20 protein-coding genes, 1 tRNA gene and 1 pseudogene are annotated in these 18506 nt (G+C 59.5%); 13 read left to right on the forward strand and 9 right to left on the reverse strand.

Annotated elements, in window-relative coordinates:
• Nucleotides 1-300 precede the first annotated feature (300 nt).
• Nucleotides 301-582: an amphi-Trp domain-containing protein gene (locus EA462_RS05125; RefSeq protein ID WP_124177496.1), complete on the forward strand. Its 282-nt coding sequence runs from the start codon at nt 301-303 to the stop codon at nt 580-582.
• 33 nt (nt 583-615) lie between these two features.
• Here the strand turns inward: EA462_RS05125 and EA462_RS05130 are convergent, their stop codons facing one another.
• Complete coding sequence (locus tag EA462_RS05130) at nt 616-1089, reverse strand: hypothetical protein (protein WP_124177497.1); 474 nt, start codon at nt 1087-1089, stop codon at nt 616-618.
• A gap of 59 nt (nt 1090-1148) precedes the next feature.
• On the opposite strand from EA462_RS05130, the gene EA462_RS05135 reads away from it, so the two are divergent.
• A complete protein-coding gene (locus EA462_RS05135; protein WP_124177498.1) occupies nt 1149-1784 on the forward strand; it encodes an adenylate kinase in 636 nt (211 codons plus the stop codon).
• A 7-nt stretch (nt 1785-1791) separates the two neighbouring features.
• Here EA462_RS05135 and EA462_RS05140 read toward each other — a convergent pair whose 3' ends face one another.
• Both EA462_RS05140 and EA462_RS05145 read right to left on the reverse strand, forming a co-directional pair.
• Nucleotides 1792-3150 (reverse strand): outer membrane protein assembly factor BamB family protein, encoded by a 1359-nt coding sequence (locus EA462_RS05140; RefSeq protein WP_243641378.1) that lies wholly within the window; start codon nt 3148-3150, stop codon nt 1792-1794.
• Nucleotides 3151-3323: 173 nt separating this feature from the next.
• On the reverse strand, nt 3324-5579 hold the full coding sequence (locus EA462_RS05145; RefSeq protein WP_124177500.1) for an NADP-dependent malic enzyme: 2256 nt from the start codon (nt 5577-5579) through the stop codon (nt 3324-3326).
• Between the two features lie 132 nt (nt 5580-5711).
• Between EA462_RS05145 and EA462_RS05150 the strand changes: the two genes are divergently transcribed.
• Nucleotides 5712-6191 carry a phosphopantetheine adenylyltransferase gene (locus EA462_RS05150; protein WP_124177501.1) on the forward strand — a complete coding sequence of 160 codons (480 nt, stop codon included), beginning with the start codon at nt 5712-5714 and terminating at the stop codon, nt 6189-6191.
• Nucleotides 6192-6447: 256 nt separating this feature from the next.
• Here the strand turns inward: EA462_RS05150 and EA462_RS05155 are convergent, their stop codons facing one another.
• Complete coding sequence (locus tag EA462_RS05155; RefSeq protein ID WP_124177502.1) at nt 6448-6756, reverse strand: transcription initiation factor IIB family protein; 309 nt, start codon at nt 6754-6756, stop codon at nt 6448-6450.
• A 304-nt stretch (nt 6757-7060) separates the two neighbouring features.
• On the opposite strand from EA462_RS05155, the gene EA462_RS17205 reads away from it, so the two are divergent.
• On the forward strand, nt 7061-7234 hold the full coding sequence (locus EA462_RS17205) for a hypothetical protein (protein WP_165872018.1): 174 nt from the start codon (nt 7061-7063) through the stop codon (nt 7232-7234).
• A 152-nt stretch (nt 7235-7386) separates the two neighbouring features.
• Nucleotides 7387-7941, forward strand: a complete 555-nt coding sequence (locus tag EA462_RS05160) for a DUF7529 family protein (protein ID WP_124177503.1) — start codon at nt 7387-7389, stop codon at nt 7939-7941.
• A gap of 5 nt (nt 7942-7946) precedes the next feature.
• Here the strand turns inward: EA462_RS05160 and EA462_RS05165 are convergent.
• A pseudogene (locus EA462_RS05165) lies at nt 7947-8486 on the reverse strand (DUF5806 family protein); the annotation flags it as partial.
• Nucleotides 8487-8633: 147 nt separating this feature from the next.
• Here EA462_RS05165 and EA462_RS05170 point away from each other — a divergent pair.
• From EA462_RS05170 to EA462_RS05180, 3 genes are all read left to right on the forward strand, one after another.
• Complete coding sequence (locus EA462_RS05170) at nt 8634-9767, forward strand: thiolase family protein (protein ID WP_124177504.1); 1134 nt, start codon at nt 8634-8636, stop codon at nt 9765-9767.
• 439 nt (nt 9768-10206) lie between these two features.
• A complete protein-coding gene (locus tag EA462_RS05175; RefSeq protein ID WP_124177505.1) occupies nt 10207-10515 on the forward strand; it encodes a PLD nuclease N-terminal domain-containing protein in 309 nt (102 codons plus the stop codon).
• Between the two features lie 46 nt (nt 10516-10561).
• Nucleotides 10562-10736 (forward strand) — tRNA-Trp (locus EA462_RS05180).
• Nucleotides 10737-11780: 1044 nt separating this feature from the next.
• Here EA462_RS05180 and EA462_RS05185 read toward each other — a convergent pair.
• The gene (locus EA462_RS05185) at nt 11781-12134 is read right to left on the reverse strand and encodes a hypothetical protein (RefSeq protein WP_124177506.1); all 354 of its coding nucleotides are present in this window, start codon (nt 12132-12134) and stop codon (nt 11781-11783) included.
• Nucleotides 12135-12224: 90 nt separating this feature from the next.
• Here EA462_RS05185 and EA462_RS05190 point away from each other — a divergent pair, with 90 nt between their 5' ends.
• The 4 genes from EA462_RS05190 to EA462_RS17980 all read left to right on the forward strand — a co-directional run bounded on the left by EA462_RS05190 (nt 12225) and on the right by EA462_RS17980 (nt 15826).
• Nucleotides 12225-13565 (forward strand): hypothetical protein, encoded by a 1341-nt coding sequence (locus EA462_RS05190; protein WP_124177507.1) that lies wholly within the window; start codon nt 12225-12227, stop codon nt 13563-13565.
• A 258-nt stretch (nt 13566-13823) separates the two neighbouring features.
• A complete protein-coding gene (locus EA462_RS05195) occupies nt 13824-14225 on the forward strand; it encodes a PPOX class F420-dependent oxidoreductase (RefSeq protein WP_124177508.1) in 402 nt (133 codons plus the stop codon).
• Between the two features lie 268 nt (nt 14226-14493).
• Nucleotides 14494-14865, forward strand: coding sequence for a hypothetical protein (locus EA462_RS05200; protein WP_124177509.1), 372 nt, complete (start codon nt 14494-14496; stop codon nt 14863-14865).
• A gap of 37 nt (nt 14866-14902) precedes the next feature.
• Nucleotides 14903-15826, forward strand: a complete 924-nt coding sequence (locus EA462_RS17980; protein ID WP_449289202.1) for a hypothetical protein — start codon at nt 14903-14905, stop codon at nt 15824-15826.
• On the opposite strand, the gene EA462_RS05215 is transcribed toward EA462_RS17980, so the two are convergent.
• Nucleotides 15805-16320 carry a DUF5813 family protein gene (locus EA462_RS05215; RefSeq protein WP_124177510.1) on the reverse strand — a complete coding sequence of 172 codons (516 nt, stop codon included), beginning with the start codon at nt 16318-16320 and terminating at the stop codon, nt 15805-15807. The two genes, EA462_RS17980 and EA462_RS05215, sit on opposite strands and share 22 nt — an antisense overlap.
• A gap of 179 nt (nt 16321-16499) precedes the next feature.
• Here EA462_RS05215 and EA462_RS05220 point away from each other — a divergent pair, with 179 nt between their 5' ends.
• Complete coding sequence (locus tag EA462_RS05220) at nt 16500-16712, forward strand: hypothetical protein (protein ID WP_124177511.1); 213 nt, start codon at nt 16500-16502, stop codon at nt 16710-16712.
• 29 nt (nt 16713-16741) lie between these two features.
• On the opposite strand, the gene EA462_RS05225 is transcribed toward EA462_RS05220, so the two are convergent.
• Both EA462_RS05225 and EA462_RS05230 read right to left on the reverse strand, forming a co-directional pair.
• The gene (locus EA462_RS05225) at nt 16742-17131 is read right to left on the reverse strand and encodes a DUF7522 family protein (protein WP_124177512.1); all 390 of its coding nucleotides are present in this window, start codon (nt 17129-17131) and stop codon (nt 16742-16744) included.
• 82 nt (nt 17132-17213) lie between these two features.
• Nucleotides 17214-18500: an O-acetylhomoserine aminocarboxypropyltransferase/cysteine synthase family protein gene (locus EA462_RS05230; RefSeq protein ID WP_124177513.1), complete on the reverse strand. Its 1287-nt coding sequence runs from the start codon at nt 18498-18500 to the stop codon at nt 17214-17216.
• Nucleotides 18501-18506: the final 6 nt, after the last annotated feature.

Below are 18506 nucleotides of genomic sequence, written 5' to 3' on the forward strand. Positions count from 1 at the left end.
GTCCGACCTGATACGGTCTACTGTAAGTCGTTCCCGGAGCGACCGCAGGACGGTTCGCGGTCGTCCCGGACAAAGTCACAGTAAACCGTATGAATCGCTCGTTCTGGCTCGTCACTGAGTCGTAGGATTCGTCAAGCTTCTATCTGTCGCCCGGGAAGCAGCCATCTCGAGACGTGGTTGCTCACCGCGGCGAACGACCGCACATCGATGTCCCTCGAGTCGACCCCATCGTCGCTTACGAAGAGGTCAGGGTCGGTTTTGGGACGCAATTTTCTATACCGTCCGGAACGAAAGGCGGGTATGCCGGAAGAAGTGCTCTTCAAATTCGAACGGGAGATGAATCAGGCCGATATTGCGGATTATCTCCGGGCAGTCGCAGATAACTTAGAGAGCGGGGAAGACCTCACCATAGAGGCTGGTGGCGAATCGGTGACGATGTCGCCGCCGGCCCGGCCGACGTTCGAAATCAAGGCCGAACGCGAAACCTCGAGTTCCGGCGGCGCTGGCGAACTCAGCATCGAGTTCGAACTCGAGTGGGACGAAAACGGTGATCGATCGAGCGGCGAGCTGAACATCGAATAGCGTCGCCGGTTCGAACGCGAGACGGCGTCGGGTTCAGAGTGCAACAACCCAGACGCGGAACTCGGCGGGGAGACCGTAGACTCGACGAAACACCGCATCGAGAAACTGGCCGATTCGATTCGGATCCGCTTTCGCGCTCACGTGGGCGTTCGTTCCCGGCGCGTCGTCCGGGCGGGTCAGCTCGCTGATTTTGAAGGCGGGGAACTCCCCCAGGACGGCCTTGAGTTCCTCGAGTTCGTCGTCAGTACAGTCGAGGTTGATCGTTCCATCGGAGAACTGAATCCAGGGAGTGCCGAGTTCGGGATCCGGACCGGTCGTCTCCCGACTGTTTCGCTTTCGGTCACCGTCCACGTGATCGGTCTCCTCGGTACCGAGTTCGTCGCCACCGAGTTCACTGTCGTCGACCTCGAGCGTCAGAAACGCGCTCCCGCGCTCGCGGTGTGCAGTGATGGCATCGACGTACAGTTTCCGGCGATCGTTCGGCTCGGTCGCGTCGAAGCGAGTCATACGAAGACCGATACGCGCATTTCTTTAAGCCTTTATGCGACGGGCATGAACGGATCGGTATGGCACAGCCACGAATCCTGATTCTGGGTGCTCCCGGTGCGGGGAAGGGAACCCAGAGCGCGAAGATTTCCGAGGAGTTCGACGTCGAGCACGTAACGACCGGCGACGCACTCCGCGCGAACAAGGACATGGACATCTCCGAGATGGATACGGAGTACGACACCGCGCGGGAGTATATGGACCGGGGGGAACTCGTCCCCGACGCGGTCGTCAACGCCATCGTCGACGAAGCGCTCTCTCAGGCCGACGGGTTCGTACTGGACGGCTACCCCCGAAATATCGAGCAAGCGAAAGAACTCGAAGGAATGACTGACCTCGACGTCGTGCTCTCGCTCGACGTGAGCGAGGAGGAACTCGTCCACCGGCTGACCGGCCGGCGCATGGATCCCGAGACCGGCGACATCTACCACCTCGAGTACAACCCGCCCGAAGACCCAGCGGTCGAAGCTCGCCTCGAACAGCGTGACGACGACACCGAGGAGACGGTCAAAGAACGGCTTCGCGTCTACAGAGAAAACACGAAGCCGGTCATCGACCACTACGAGTCCGTCGGCGTCCTCGAGCGAATCGACGGCGAGCAGTCCCCGGACGAGGTCTGGACCGACGTCGAAGCGACTATCGAAGACGCCGCGTAGATCCGTCTCAGTCGTCCGCGACGAGACAGTACGCGTGGCCCGGCTCCTCGAACACCGTCTCTTCGCTGTCGTCCCAGAAGTTCGAAAACACGCCACGCTCGGCGTAATAGATTCGCCCGCCACGGGGAATCGGTCCGCTGGTGACGTGTCCTCGGTTCTCGACCCGCCAGCGACGGCTTCCGGTTTCCTTCTCGAGAGCGTAGAGGTGGGTATCGTAGGAGCCGACGAGGACCGCGTCCGCGGTTGCCGTGAGCGACCCGATCACGTGGCCGCGAACGTTCGTCGACCAGAGTTCGTCGCCGGTCTCCGCGTCGAGCGCGTGGACGTGACGGTCGTCGCCCCCGACGTAGACGACACCTTCGTCGGGGTCGATCGCGGGATTGGACATGATCACCTGTCCCGTCTCGAACGACCACTCCTCGCTGCCGTCCGCGAGATCGAGTCGGTAAAATCGTCCGTCCCATGAGCCGACGAAGGCCGCGCCGTCGTAGACCGGCGTCGTTCCCTTGATCTCCGCACCCAGGTTGAACCGACCGCCGGCCATCGACTCGCCGTCCGGTCCGCCCTCGCCGCCCGCCTGAAACGACCAGGCGAACTCGAGCGAGGGAAACTCCCAGCAGTAGACGACGCCGTCGTTCGAGCCGGTTACGAGCCGACCGGCGTCGCAGTCGATGGCGGGCGATGGGTGGGGCATCCCCCAGATTCGGTCGTCGCTCCAGGTTGGCGTCCCGGTTTCGGCGTCGATCTCCCACAGCGCGCCGCTTGCCGGATCGCTATACTCGGCCAGCAAGTAGAGCCTGCCGTCGATGTAGGCTGGACTCGAGCCGATCGCGATCGCGCCGTCGAACTCGCGGATGCCCGTTCGCCAGATCAACTCGCCGCTCTCGACGTCGATCGCATAGAGCACGCCGTCGTAGCCCCCGACGTACGCCACGTCACCGACGATCGCCGGCGTTCCGTGAAAGCCGAGGCTTCGGGAGGCCCCCGTCTCGAGCCGCCAGCGTTCGTTTCCCTCGGGCGTAAGAGCGCGTATCACGCCCGTATCGGCCGCGACGAGGATCGTCTCGCCGTCGGACGTCGGTCGCGGTGTCGACTTCGCCGCCGTGTGACCGATGCGGTTGACCGGTGTGGACCAGTCGACGCGAACCTCGTCGGGAACGGTTACGTCCGGGTAGTAGCCGTATCGGCGCAGCCCGCGGCGAAACATCGTCACGTCATCGTCGACCGGTCTCGGTACGTGTTCGGGTCCAGCGTCGGCCGCCGCTCGCTCGCAGCCGGGTATCGTCCGTCCGACGCGTGCGCTTGAGCCGACGAGCGACAGGCTCCCCACCGCACCGACGCCGGCGAGCAAGCCGCGCCTGGAGATCTCCTCGAGTTCGGTCCCTGGCCGTTCGGGTTCGACTCGAGATCGATCGGAACCTGTGTTAGGTCCGTTCACGCCCGTTCTCGTTCGTCTACGGTGAGCCGAGGAGAAAAACCCCATCCTTTCGGATCGGAGCGCCCGCGGTCAGACGACCGACCGCACCGCCCCTGCCGTGATCACTCCTGCTGGGCGTCGACGACTGCCACGCCAGCCAGGTTTACGATGTCTTTGACCTCGTCGCCTCGCTGGAGGACGTGGACCGGTTCGTCCATACCGACGAGCATCGGACCGATCGCGTCCGCGCCACCGAGGCGTTGGAGAAGCTTGTAGCCGATGTTCCCCGACTCGAGGTTCGGAAAGACGAGCACGTTCGCCGGTTCCTCGAGTTCCGAGAAGCCGTACGTTCCCTCGAGGATGTCCTCGACGACGGCGGTGTCCGCCTGCATCTCGCCGTCGACGGGAAAGTCGACGTTGGGATCGTTCTGGAGCATTTTCGCCGCCCGGCGAGGTTTGCGCGTGCTCTCGTTGTTGACGCTGCCGAAGTTCGAGTACGACAGCAACGCAGCGCGCGGTTCGACGTTGAACCGTCGGGCGAGTTTGCCGGTCTGTTTGGTCACTTCCGCGAGTACTTCCTCGTCGGGCGACTGGTTGACCGTCGCGTCCGCGACGAAGATGACGCGGTTCTTGAACGTCAACATGTAGACGCCTGCCGCGTAATCAACGTCGTCTGCGGTGCCGATGACCTGTAACGGCGGGCGAAGCGCCGACGGATAGTGGTGTGACAGGCCGGTCATGAGGGCATCTGCGTCCCCCTGTTCGACCATGATGCTTCCGAAGTAGTTCGTATCGCGCTCGATGAGTTCGCCCGCCTCGGTCCGGGTGATTCCCTTGCGCTGGCGGAGTTCGTGAAGCCGGTCGGCGTACTCCTCGTAGTCCCCGACCGTCGGATCGGCCACCTGCGGTTCGAAGTCGAGTCCCAGATTCGCTGCAGTCCGTCGAATGTCACCTTCGTCTCCGATGAGGATCGGGACTGCGATCCCCTGTTCTTGAATCTGGTAGGCCGCTCGAATCATCTTCTCGTTTTCGCCCTCCGCCAGCGCGACCGTCTTCGGGTCGCTTTTGGCCTTGTTGAGGACGACCCGCATCATCTCGCGTGACTTGCCCAGACGAGCCTCGAGTTCGGCTTCGTACTCATCGAGATCGATTTCGGCTCTGGCGGAACCGGATTCCATCGCCGCCTCGGCAATCGACGGTGCAACTCGGAAGAGAACCCGTGGATCGACGGGTTTGGGGATGATGTAATCCGGACCGAACTGAATTGGATCGTCGCCGTAGGCTTTGACCACGGCGTCGGGAACGTCCTGGCGTGCGAGGTCGGCCAGTGCTTCGGCACAGGCGACTTTCATCTCCTCGTTGATCTCCGTCGCACGCACGTCGAGTGCCCCTCTGAAGATGAATGGGAAGCCGAGGACGTTATTGACCTGGTTCGGATAGTCCGACCGACCCGTAGCCATGATGACGGTATCGTCTCGGGCGGCCTTTGCCTCCTCGTATCCGATTTCGGGGTCGGGGTTCGCCATCGCGAAGACGATCGGATCGTCCGCCATCGACCGAATCATCTCCTGTGAGACGAGGCCACCGATCGAGAGGCCGACAAAGACGTCTGCACCGTCCATGGCGTCCGCGAGATCCCCCTCCGTAACGTCGCGAGCGAACTGCTGTTTGTACTCGTTTACTTCATCCGCGTTGGCTCGCTGTTCGGTGATGATTCCCGACGAATCGCACATCGTGATGTTCTCTTTCTCACAGCCGAGAGAGACGTAAAACCGAGCCGTTGCGATCGCACTTGCTCCCGCACCGGAGAAGACGATTTCGACCTCCGAGAGATCCTTCCCGGCGATATCCGCGGCGTTGAGCAGCGCCGCACCAGAGATGATCGCGGTCCCGTGTTGGTCGTCGTGAAACACGGGAATGTCAATTTCCTCGCGCAGGCGTTCTTCAATGGTGAAACACCCCGGTGCTTTGATATCCTCCAGGTTGACGCCGCCGAAGGTCGGTTCCATCATTTTGACGGCCTCGACGAGTTTGTCGGGATCTTCCTCGTCGAGCTCGATGTCGAAGACGTCGATGTCCGCGAATCGCTTGAACAGTACTCCTTTCCCTTCCATCACGGGTTTCGACGCCTGCGCACCGATATTTCCGAGGCCCAGGACGGCAGAACCGTTCGAGACGACTCCGACGAGATTCCCTTTAGCCGTATACGTGTAGGCCTCCGTTTCGTTTTCATCGATTTCCGTACACGGCGCAGCGACGCCGGGGGAGTACGCGAGAGACAGGTCCCGTTGTGTGTTCGTCGGTTTCGTCGTCGAGATTTCTATCTTTCCAGGTGGATCCGTTCGGTGGTAATCCAGTGCGTCTTCATCCAGTCCCATACCACAGCCAGTGTGGGCTAGCACTAAAAACAATGCGAAAGGGGTATTCGACAACTGTCGTAAACCCCGCCGGGATCGACCGTCGTATGAGCATTCGACCCTTTTATACGATCTGCACGAATGGTGTGCAGTATGGACGTCGCGGTCGGTGGAACGTTCGATCCCGTTCACGACGGGCACCGCAGACTGTTCGAACGGGCGCTCGAACTCGGAGACGTGACGGTCGGACTGACGAGCGACGAGTTCGCACCGAAGACCCGACACACCGACCGACAGATCCGACCCTTCGAAGCGCGAGCGGAGATTCTCGAGAACGAACTCGAGGAACTCGCAGACGAGTACGCTCGCGAATTCGAGATTCGGCCGCTCGAGAAGCCGACCGGAATCGCGACCGAGCCACAGTTCGACTATCTCGTCGTCTCCCCCGAGACGCGCGACGGTGGAGAGCGAATCAACGAGATCCGGGTAGAACGCGGGTACGATCCCCTCGAGGTCGTCGCCGTCCCACACGTCCTCGCAGCGGACGGCGATCTCATCTCGAGTACGAGGATTATCGAGGGGGAAATCGACGAGCACGGAACGGTCCTGTCGGAGGATTCAGACTGTCCGTGATATAGTCGGTGAACATCACTGCACTCCCGTTCGCGAACTGGCGACCAGTAGGCTCGGTTCTGGCTGCTCGGGTGCGAGCGAAACGAACGTCGTTCCGACGGCTACTATCGGCCCACGTCGCGATCGTTTCCACCGGATAACGGACCGCTAACTGGATGAAACGATCACCTATCGCTGGATTCTCATCGCTGTCCGATACCGTCCGCCGACCGACAGCTCGGAGACGATCCACCGTCGAATTCCGATGATCGACCCCTTACCATCTGGGGGGCTCGAGACCGGCGTCTTCGAGGAGATTCTTCCACCGAGTCTGAATGGAAAGCCGAGAGACGTCCGTCGCCTCCGCGACGGCACCCTGCGTTCGGCCGTCACCAGCGATCAACGATCCGGCGTAGACACTCGCCGCGAGTACCGCCTGCTTCGATCGGTCGTTCGACGGAACGTCAGCGAGAAAAAGATCGATCGCACACGAGCGGGCCTCGCTCGACAGCGCCAGCCGATCCGCCGCCGCCTCGAGTTCCTCGAGCCACGGCTCGTATTCGATTCGATCCCGTGCGCTGTGCATACAGCCCCTCTCGCCGCGATGGTGAATAAACCCAACGCACTCACCACCCTCGCTCGAACGAACTTCGCGCGGACGTCTTCGTCGTCTGATATCTTCGACAGTACTCGACCGTTTCGATGAATTCGCCCGACTGCACCGAACGTTCGTCGAGCCAATACGGTGCTACCGAGGCCAACGATCAGCTACGAACGCCTAGCGAAACCGGCCGTTCTCCCTGGGTTTCACTAGGAGACGACTACTTAAGCATGCTGCAGCCCTACCGGTCGATGACGCCCCGGCTCGCGGTCGTCGGGTCCACTTCGTCATGAAGGAACCAACCTGCAAGCTCGTCTGTACCGGTTGTGGCCTCGAGATGCCCTACCGGGATCGATCACTGGCCGAGCAGGCCGCAGAGCTACATCAACTTCGCGATCCGGAGCACGTGACGTTTATCGTCCCACCCGATTGGTCACCCGAAGAGCCGGTCAAACACGACTGATCGAGCCGGCTCACGGCCGTAAGCGCTCCCGTTGACTTGCCGAAATCCCACCAACTCGAGACGCCACGGGTTCGATCCGTGAAGTAACGCTTTCGGGGCTCGGTCACGTCGGATCCGACTATGACCACGCAATCTCGACTGGAGGGGGACCGATGACGACCGAGGGCGACTCACCGACGAACGACCCGGTCTGGGCGGAGGTCGTCGCGGACGCAGGAGCGATCACCGAAGAGTACCGCGACCGCGACTGGGACGTCGTGGTCCTCGAACCGGCCGACATCTCACCGGTCGAAGACGGCGATCGAACCGGTTTCGACGTCGTCGTCTCGGATGCCGAGTACGACCTCGTCGAAACGCTCGTCGAGGGAGACGACGGTTCCTTTACTGACGCGGACGTCTACTACCGTCCGTCCGACGGCTCCGATCGACGATTTGCGCTCGTCTTAGAGCGCGACGAAGCGAGCGAAACGGCCGTCTGCATTCCGCTCACGTACTCGATTTCATCGGCTCGCTCCGTCCTCGAGGGAGCGTTGCTCGACGAGGAGTTGCTCGTTCACGTTCGAACCCTCCGATCGGACACTGACGACGATGACCACGAGGACCGTTCGAAACAGTGGGTTACGTTCTCGCACGACGATCCATCGCTCTTCCTCGAGGAATCGGATGTCCGAGACTGGGACGAAAGCGAGACCGAAGACGACACGTAGCCGGTTCAATCCTCGTCTTGCTCTCGCAACTCTTCGCTCGCTTCTCTGACCTCTCGCATCACGCTCGAGATTCGCTCTTCTGCCTCGAGTTCCTCGTCGACCGAGAGATCGACCCCTTCGACCTCGAGGAGGAACTTTGCGACCTCGGTCGACTCGTACATCACGTCGTCGAGTTCCTCGGCGGTGAAAAAGTCACACATCGCTCCGTAAAGGAAGGTCGCACCGGCTTTTCTGACCTTGTCTTCGAACGAAGATCTGGCCTGATTGACCGCCTGGGGCGTGTACGTGTCGGTCATGAACGGAACGAGCTCGGGCAGGTTCTCTCCGATCTTCGTCATTTCGACGCCGGTCTCGGTCCGAAAATCCGAACAGAGCCGGGCAATCGCCCACTCCCTGGCTGTCACGTACGTTCGGTCGCGAAGGAACTCGTTTACCCGGTCGTACTGTGCACCGTCCATCTTCGTAAACCGTGCGTACTTCTCGACGTCTTCGGGAACGTCGCTCTTCGATGGTTCGGGGTCCGGAACGTCCGGCATGGGCTCGTCATTCATGGCCGCCTATTCCGAGACACACGGGATAAGGATTGTTCTCGAAACCGACGCTCGCTCGACGCGATCGAGTAAACGATAAACTCGAGCTTTGTTTTGGACAGTTCGACCGGATTTAAGTCCGTAAGGACCGTCCGGTACTGCATGTCACAGACGCCAGTCGTGGTCGAGGCCGTACGGACGCCACAGGGCAAAGAGGGCGGTGTATTCGCGGATCTCCGAAGCGAGGAGCTTTCGATTCCACTGGTCGACGAGCTTCTCGACCGGACGGGGCTCACAGGGGAGGATATCGACGACCTGATGTGGGGCTGTGCACAGCAACGCGACGAGCAGGGGAACAACGTGGCTCGCGTCATCGCGTTGCTCTCGGAACTCGGCGAGAGCGTCCCCGCAACGACGATCAATCGCTGGTGTGCGTCTTCGATGCAGGCCGTCATGTCGGCGTCGGACGCGATCGCAGCCGGAAATCGCGACGTCATCATCGCCGGCGGCGTCGAGAACATGTCTCGTATCGCGATGGGTGAAAACACGCCGAACGTCCACCCCGGAATGGCCGAACGCTACAACATCGGGGAACTCCAGATGGGGATGACCGCCGAAACGGTCGCCGAGGAGTACGATATCAGCCGAGAAAAACAGGACGAATACGCAGCTAAAAGCCAACAACGTGCAGTCGAGGCGACCGAAGACGGACGGTTCGACGACGAAACCGTTCCGATCGAGACCGACGACGGCGTCGTCGACGAGGACGAAGGACTTCGTCCCGGAACGACCGCGTCGAAGCTGGCCGAACTGCCGAGCGTATTCAAAGCCGACGGCACCGTCACGCCCGGCAACGCCTCTCAGATCTCCGACGGCGCAGCCGCGTTACTCGTCACCAGCGAATCCTTCGCTAACGACCACGATCTCGAGATAGTGGCCCACGTCGGGATGAACAACGTCGCCGGCGTCGACCCGACCGTAATGGGGATCGGTCCCGTGCCCGCGACTCGAGGACTTCTCGAGCGCAACGGCCGCGATATCGACGACTACGACCTCGTGGAGCTCAACGAAGCGTTCGCCAGCCAGGCGGTCTACTCGCGCGACGAACTCGGCGTCGATCCCGACCTGTTCAACGTCAACGGTGGTGCGATCGCCATCGGACACCCGCTCGGTGCCTCGGGTGCCCGGCTCCCAGTGACACTCATTCACGAACTCCAAAAACGCGGCGGCGGTCTCGGTCTCGCGACGCTCTGTGTTGGTTTCGGACAGGGTGCAGCCATCGAGTTCGACGTTTGAGGATATCGAGAGACGTGACACCGGAGCGGTCCACCGACGTCACGCGTGTCTCTCTGATTTGCGAACGCGTGATACGGTTTACTGTGACTTTTTTCCGGGGCGACCGCGAGCCGTCCTGCGGTCGCTCCGGTAACGACTTACAGTAGACCGTATGAGACTCGAGCGCGGTGAAGACAAAACGGCGCTCGAGTGCAACGACGGAAGCAGTGCGATCTCCGGTATCAATCGCGGCTTCCCTACTGGCTCGCACTGGCCCCATCGAACGGTGATCTGGGTGGCAACTGGTCACACCGTACATCGCTCGTGACGTGTCCAGTGATACGGTCTGTTATGATTCGGTACCGGTGATGGCTCGGATGGGGCTGCGATCACCGGTAAAACGGTATAACGACCCGTATGAGAGCCTGCCAGTTTAGTATCCTCGGCACCGAGATATCGCATGGACACAGTATTGCTCGCGATAATCGTAGGCATCCCGCTCGCCTGGCATCTCGTCCTTACGGTGGTGACCTACTACGACGCCGGACGGGTCGGCCTCGAGCCGCCGAGAAAATGGGCGGTGATCACGTTCGCCGTTCCGATCTTCGGCTTTTTCATCTATTTATTCGAACGGAGCGAGCTCTCGTACGACCCCGAGACCGATCCGTATCGCGGAAACACGATCAACGTCCACCCCTCTCGAGCGGACGAGGTTCCCCTGTCATCCCGCAGTGACGAGCGACCGTCTTCGACTCGAGATGACGAGTAGCCTGAATCGAAACCACTTTAGGTAACTTCGACCAACGTCTCATCGCGGGGTCGTGGCCAAGCCAGGGATGGCGACTGACTCCAGAGGTCCCGCGCCCGGGACGACACTCCAGACTGATATACTGATCGGACACCTGATCAGTGTCCGTGTGATGACCCTCTGGAGTTCCGAGGCGCACCGGAGATATCAGTCGATCGGGGGTTCAAATCCCTCCGACCCCATTCTGAGCTTAATACTATCTTAAGACTACAGAGACGTCTTCTCTGGACAAAACTCGAAATACCTGTTACCGTATTTCCGGCCGTTTTTGGCAGGAATAATCTGATTTCTGATATACTTCTTTCCCTCCGGCGGTTCCTATCGTGTAGCGGTGAGCGGTCAGCATCGACGGAGCGCCGCGAGTGCCGGATGGGTGAAAGCCCGGCAATCCCGCCCGGACGAGCTGGCGCAAGCGAAGCGAGCGACCAGCCTCGTTCCGGCGAGGGAGCGGCGCGAAGGAGTTCTCAAACGACTGGTTCGCCTTCGTCAAAGCGGCTACTGACCGATGGGGGTCGTGTCGAGAGTGAACCGTCTCTCATTCGCTATCCACCAGTTAAGCCACCGACGATCTCCGAAACCGGCCAGGGTCACCGATACGTTCGCTGTACTCGCGGTGATAACGACGATACGGTCTATATTCACCAGCTCTGTGCGATCGCTGCTGGCGCTGATCCGTACGATGTCTTCGGTAAACAGTACGACGTCCGTCACGTCGTACCGACCGAGTGGCTCGGTCCTGACGCCAAGACTGCGAAGGGAACTCCAATTCTCAACACTACAGAGACGGTCGCTCTTGCGCCGATCTGGGCACGTTGTAGTGATCGGTTTGGGGAAATCGACAGATCGGAGGACGAAGCATGACGGTCGTTTGTCGTCACTGCGGCAGGGTGATTCAAGAGCACGGAACAGCCGTGCTCGAGGATCGCTTTGTTCTTCGGATCTGTCCCGTTGCGAGTCGAACGCCCATCGTCGACGCACGGTGAATGGGGGCGCTTTCGGGCACACAGCAAGGTTGTAACAGATCCAGTTTAGTCCAGTACCTTGCTGACTGCGGCCTGATGGCTTACGGTCAACGTGACTCGAACGCGCTGACCGACCGAAACAGCGACCGCGTTCGAATTCTCAAGTTCCTTGCACGGCACCCAGAAGGCGTTTCCCAGACTGCGCTCTGTCACTTTGTGCTGAAAGGTGTTGCTCCTAGCGATTACTCGGGCCTCTACGATCTCTCAGGCGATGCCTACGAACGTCACGATGCTGCTGCTCAGTATTTTTACACCGGTAACGACTGGGTAGCGCTCGATGGCTCCGATGATGACTACCAGTTCCTCAATCGATTCGTCAACGATCTCCAGGAGTGTACCGATCTCGTCCGTCTCGAGCACGTCGATCGCGACGACGAGCGGGGACGATGGGTCTACCCGACCCACCGCCTCCTTGACTTGATTTCGGAAGGCATTCGTGAAACACCGACCGCTTCGAACGAACTCGTCTACGACCGCGAGTTCGTACAGAACATGCTCAAGACCTGTAGGAACAGCAGTTTCGACCTTACTGATTCCCAGAAAAACTTTGCAGCTCACGCACTTCGTCGTTACATCCAACGCACGCAGGATTACCGATTACTCTTCGATGTGCACCTCGCTAACCGAAGCGGTTACGACCGTCGTCGTATGGAAAAGTCCTACAAAACCCGGTTTACTGACGAAGGGCGCGTGAACAAGGCTTTCGCGCGGCTTCAGTCAGCACTCGAATACGGCTACGAACGAGCTAAGAACGCCGTGTTCGTGACGCTCACGACTGATCCCGCGAAACATGATTCGCTGTGGGACGCTATACAGGCGATAAATCCGGCTTTTCACAACCTCACGCAGTTTTTCAAAACCGACCCTTCCACGGTCAAGGATACTCGAGAATCCGTGGTTCCGTACTGGCGACCTGGACTCGACTCGTCGAACTTTCACTTCGGCCAAGAAGGTGTCGTGTCGGGCAGACCACGTGAACGTCTCGAGTACGTCAAAGTGCTCGAATTTGACGGTGGCGGGAAACCACATCTACACTGTCTCTTTTTCGATGTTCCAACCCGTGAGAGCGACGGAATGCCGTGGTTGATCGACAAAGACGAACTCTCACATCGCTGGGATCAGTACGGGCAAGGTCGAATCGGCGATCTGTACCCGCTTGCGTATCGTGACGATCTCGACGAAGTCGGTGACTTCGGAGATCGCGTCGTCCGTGATGAGGACGGGACTCGTCTCAAAGATGAGGACGGCGAGTTTGTCACGGAACCCGTCGACGAAGGCTTCGTCTCCTGGTATCGATACGGCGATCACGATCACTCGCAGGAGTGGGTCGATGAGCACGTTCGGTATCACAAAGGAACGGACGGCCTGATCGATATGGACGGTGACGACGACGTTCTACAGGAGAAAACTGCTGGTGCATACATCGGGAAGTACATCTCTGAGATGTACGGAACGCTCCTGGATCACAACGCTGCCGACGTCCCGGAGGACTTCGATCCGGAACTCGATGCTGACGATGACGATGCGGCGTACTGGAAGCTCGCACTCTACTGGGCGACACAGCGCCAGTTTTGGAGTCCATCAAACGGGATTCGCGATGCCATACGGCTCGACGATGATCGCACTGACATTCGTCGCGGTGTCGCTGATGCTACCAGAACATCACTCCTCGTTTCCGCTGAAGCACATCACGAGCCTCATGCATCCTATCCCGATCTCGATTCGTCACGAACTGAGTCGCTGTTCCACGATCTCGTTCGTGACCTTCTCGCTGAACGCGAGCTCGAGGAAACTCGAGCGTCGGTCACGTCGACTACGCTTGCCCGAATCGATTACCTCGGTGCGTACCACTATTCGGACGTTCCCGACAGCGGTGATCGACGCGTGGACGCTGCTGTGGTTGAGCAGGCGATACACGATCCGAACGAACCTGTTGTTCTTGCATCTTCTGGCGATAATCCACCACCTGTTGAAGACGTGTGGTCATAGACATGACTCCAGGTCTACTAGTTGCTAGAGGGTGTTATAGAACAGCTTGCCACCCTTTGCGGCTACCGACGAACGGTAAGTACAGTACATTGGTTGACCAATACAGAGCGAGGTGAAGCAGAATTCAGTCATACTCACTGCCTGTCAGAGGTGGCATTCGGCGTCGGTAGTTTCTCGCGAGCGGAATAGTCCTCCTCTCCGACACTGTCGCCGATTCTGGTCACTGGTTTATTAGTATCTCCAGTATTTGTTGTCCGTATGGCATCAATTCCAACAGAGTCTCGTGATTTGTTCAAGAAGAAGAAGACGTTCGCTCACCTGGCAACGCTCTTGCCGGATGGCGCACCTCATGTCGTTCCAGTTTGGGTGGAGTACGATGCCGATGCTGACCGTCTCTTGGTGAATACCCAACGTGGCCGCCGGAAGGAAAAAAATGTCCGCCAACAGTCACGAGTTGCCATCAGTATGACTGACCCAGATAACCCTTACCGGATGCTCTCGGTACGAGGTGAGGTCGACGACATCACTTCAGAAGGGGCACACGAGCAAGTCAACAGGATGGCGGAGCGCTATCTGGGAGACGGGGACTACGCTGACCCTCAGACAGAACGTGTTATCATCTCAATCAGACCTGAGCAAGTCAGCTACTCTGACTCGTAGGAAGAGAACCGAGTCCAGACAAAGCTGGGAGAAACTATGAGTCCGCTGGCCGGGTGAGCGCCCGTTCGTCCTCCCTCAGCAGTGGTACAGCGAATAGTAGGCGCGTGGAGTGAACGGATAGTTCAGTCTATCGGAGACGAAAAGAATTCTATTGAAATCGTTCTATGACTCCCACAGTTAGCTACGCCACTTTCGGTCCCGCCACTGTACGTACAAGACCACGTTTCCCACTTCTAGCTATTACTATCACTCTAGTATTTAGATATGCATGGCAACTAGTGATAGTTCTGGAGACGGGTTCCAGACAGCGACGGTATCGAGCGGGAACTACGATGGCGACGATGCTGAATGGATTCCTCTCCCGGACGAAGGCGAAGTGATTCAGGGAATCATCCTTGCGATGACTCCAAACAGCGGAGACTACGATCAGCTGCGCGTCCGGTTCAAGTCGACCGACGGCGACGATGAAGGCGAGATTCGGCTCGCTCACTTCAACCAGACGCTCGAGGACACCGTTCACGAGAATGGAATCTCGGAAGGGTACGAGTTCCGCCTCGAAGGTGTCGACTCGTACGAGTGGACGGACGACGACGGCAACGAGCGCGAAGGAACCGAACGCGAGCTGGAGTACCGCGCCTGAGCAGTAACGCGACGACGTTTTCTCACACACGATTACTATGGCAAATCACAGAAACGGATTCGATCTGGGCGGAATGGCAAACGACTACGCAAACCTTCGAACAGTCCCTGCGCTCCTGTCAATCGTCTTCGCGATGGCGTCGCTATACCAGTTCGGCGCTGTCGACGAAATTCACATCCAGTGGTTCGACTACACGCTGTCGAACACGCACGCTATCGGTGGCTCGCTCGGCGTGTACGTAATCGCGTTCATGTCGAGCCAGACCAAGAGCTTCGAGCACTACCAGGACTGGGAAAAGGTCACGATTGCAGCCGGACCGATTCTCATACTCGGGTACGAATACTTGCCGTACCTGCCGTCGGTGATCGAATACCACGATCTCGCACTGTTCGGCCTGGTCGTCCTCACGCTTGCGGTCGTAGGCTTTTCGATCGCGCTCGTCGGCACTGCCGCTGCCGAAGAAACCTCCGCTGACGATCTCGAGGTCGAACACAACGACACTGTCGTTGTCAACGCGACCTTCGCGGAAGACGGTGCGACTGCCGATCTCAACGTGACGATCGTCGCTGACGACAACGAGATTCTAGACGAGTCGACGCACACGCTCGAGGGCGACGAAAACGAGTCCGACGAGTGTCACGGGTTCTTCGATCGACTCGACGACGGCGACGGCGTCCTCGAACTCACGTTCCAGTCGGTACGACGGGGCGTCGCCGCTTTCGCCGCGTCCCCGTCGGTCGAACGTGTATACGGTATAGTGCGCCTCGAGGCCGGAGCGAACCGGTCCCCACCTGGAGTGATCCGCTGTCGTTCCGTGTACCAGTACGACTGGTGGGCCGCTCCCGGTCCGTTCGTACGCGATCGACGTGCCGTCTGCAGATTTGGCCGTCTTCATTGTCTTTTGACTTGCCGTTTATACCCTCAGCGAGACAACCAGTTCTATTCGCGTGACTCGTTGTGAAGTGGACGGTCGCCGCGGCTCTGGGCGTTCCCGAGTAACGTTTCCGCCTCACCCCGGTAGTCATAGCCGGGGATGATTCCCTGTGCGAAGGTTCCCTCGACGTATTCGATGAGGGCTTTCGCGTCCTCGACGCCATCTCTCGCGTTCCCGGCGACGTACTCCAGCGTTACTCGCACGTCGGTGGCGTCACGGTCGACGGTGGGCTTCTCGTGCGTGTCGGTGTGAGAAACGGTGAAGGCGTCCTCGAGTCGACGCTCGAGGGTTTCGAACCACCCGTCTTCGACGACAGGAGCGACGGTTTCGTTCGCGACGGCGGCATCGAGTGTCGGCAGGGTAACGGTGATGAGAAATCGACTGCCGCGTCCGCTGTTCGTATCGACGGCTGTCACGGTCGTGTCGAAGACGGTCGTCGTGAGCGTATAGTCTTCGTCCGACTGGTCGAACGCGTCGTGGGATTCGAGTTCCTGTTCGATGGCTGGCGGAACTGTGGTCATCGTAGAGTGAAACGGCCGTCATGAAAAAGGGTGTTACGTTGTCCTACCGATCGGACAGTGAGACGAGGGAACAACCACCACGACATCGTAATCCGTCCGATCGTTTCGACTCGGTAGGGATCCGTTTCCGATGCAAACGCCATGCATAACTACAACGGATATCGACGTTTCTCGCTGGCATGTCCATCGATAGACACGCAGCCGAACGCCGCCGTTTTGCTCGACTTCTCGGAACCGACGGGGAGGTCGGTTCTGGACTCCCAATCGGCTCTCGCTCGAGTTCGGTTTCCAAATCGGCCCGCGAGGAGCGACGGACGGACGGGGCCGATGACGAACGCGTAACCGACTTCGGAAGCGAGGGGGCTGTCGGAGCCGATCCGAGATCAGAATAGTCCGAGGCGGCCAGAATCGTCCGACGAGATCAGGACAGTTGGCGGGTTTCGAGAAACGAACTGAGCGCGGTCGCGACTTCTTCGAAGTCCTTGACCGTGAGTCCGTCCGTCGTGGCGAAAACGCCCTCGCTGTCGTTGGTCACGCGAATCAAAAAGCCGTTATCGAAGACGCGAATGGTGTAGTTGTACTCACCAAGTTCCGAGTTTTCGTAGGCTGTTTGTGCGGTTTTGAACCCTCGCCACTCGTGACCGATGAACGTCGAGAGGTCGGCATCGCGTTCGAGGTCTTCTCGCAGATAGACCTGTTCGTAGTCGTCACGCGTAAAGTAGGTGACCGAGCGGAGGCTGTCCCCGATCGCCGTTCGACAGGTCGTTTCGATCTGCTCCGTCGCCTCGTCGGTGAGTAGGCCTGTGGCCATACCTGAGTGGTCGAACTCAGCCACCTTAACGACGGGGGGACTTATCGACCTATTGATACTGAAGGATTGACTTCGAGGCGATTCACGCGCTCGAGATTGCCTGATCGAGATCTGCGATCACGTCGTCGACGTCTTCGATACCGATCGAGAGTCGGACGAGGTCGTCGGTAACACCGCCTGCGAGCTTTTCTTCCTCGGTGAGTTGCTGGTGAGTGGTGCTTGCGGGATGGATTATCAACGATTTCGCGTCTCCGACGTTCGCCAGCAGACTCATGAGGTCGACTTCGTTGCAGACCGTCTCGGCGGCGTCGTAGCCTCCCTCGAGACCGAACGTGATCATGCCGCCGTAGCCACCCTCTAAGTACTCGCTGGCTTCGTCGTGGGTTTCGTGACTTTCGAGGCCCGGGTAGTTGACCCACGAAACCGACGAGTGGTCTTCGAGGTACTCTGCGACGGCCATCGCGTTCTCGCAGTGTTTCTCCATCCGGAGCGGGAGCGACTCGAGTTTCTGGAGAGTGACCCAGGCGTCGAACGGCGATTGCTGGTTGCCGAGGTCGCGCAATCCACGCGTTCGGGCGGCGATCGCGAACGCCTGCTCGCCAAACGTTTCGTGGAAGTTAATCCCGTGATACGCCGGATTCGGCTCGGTAAGTTCGGGATACTCACCCTCGTCCCACGGGAACGAGCCGCCATCGACGAGAATTCCACCGACCGTCGACCCGGCACCGTGGATCCACTTGGTCGTCGAGTTCCAGACCAGATCGGCCCCGTGTTCGAGCGGGCGACAGAGATACGGCGTCGCGAACGTGTTGTCCACGAACAGCGGAACGTCGTGTTCGTGTGCGATATCAGCGATGCGTCCGATATCGGGCGTGACCAGGGCGGGGTTACCGATCGTCTCGAGGTGGACGAACGCGGTGTCGTCGTCGATCGCCTCGGCGTAGGCGTCGTAGTCGAGAGTGTCGACGAACTTCGTCTCGATCCCGCGTTTCGAGACGGTGTGGGTGAGATAGGTGTAGGTCCCGCCGTAGAGCGAAGACGAGGACACGATGTTGTCGCCCACGTCCGCCAGAATAAACGTCGCGAGATCGAACGACGCCATTCCAGAGGACGTCGCAAGCGCGCCGACGCCACCCTCGAGGGTGGCGATCCGCTCTTCTAACATCGCGTTCGTCGGGTTCATGATTCGCGAGTAGATGTTTCCGAACTCCTGTAACCCGAAGAGTGCAGCGGCGTGTTCCGTGTCGTCGAACGCGTAGGACGTCGTCTGATAGAGCGGGGGTGCTCGAGCGCCGGTCGTCGGATCGGGGTCCTGTCCGGCGTGGATGCTGTCGGTCGCGAACTGGTGGTCGTGGCTGTCGTCGCTCATACTGGT

Origin of the sequence: Natrarchaeobius halalkaliphilus (assembly GCF_003841485.1) — an archaeon.
GTDB classification, from domain to species: Archaea; Halobacteriota; Halobacteria; order Halobacteriales; family Natrialbaceae; genus Natrarchaeobius; species Natrarchaeobius halalkaliphilus.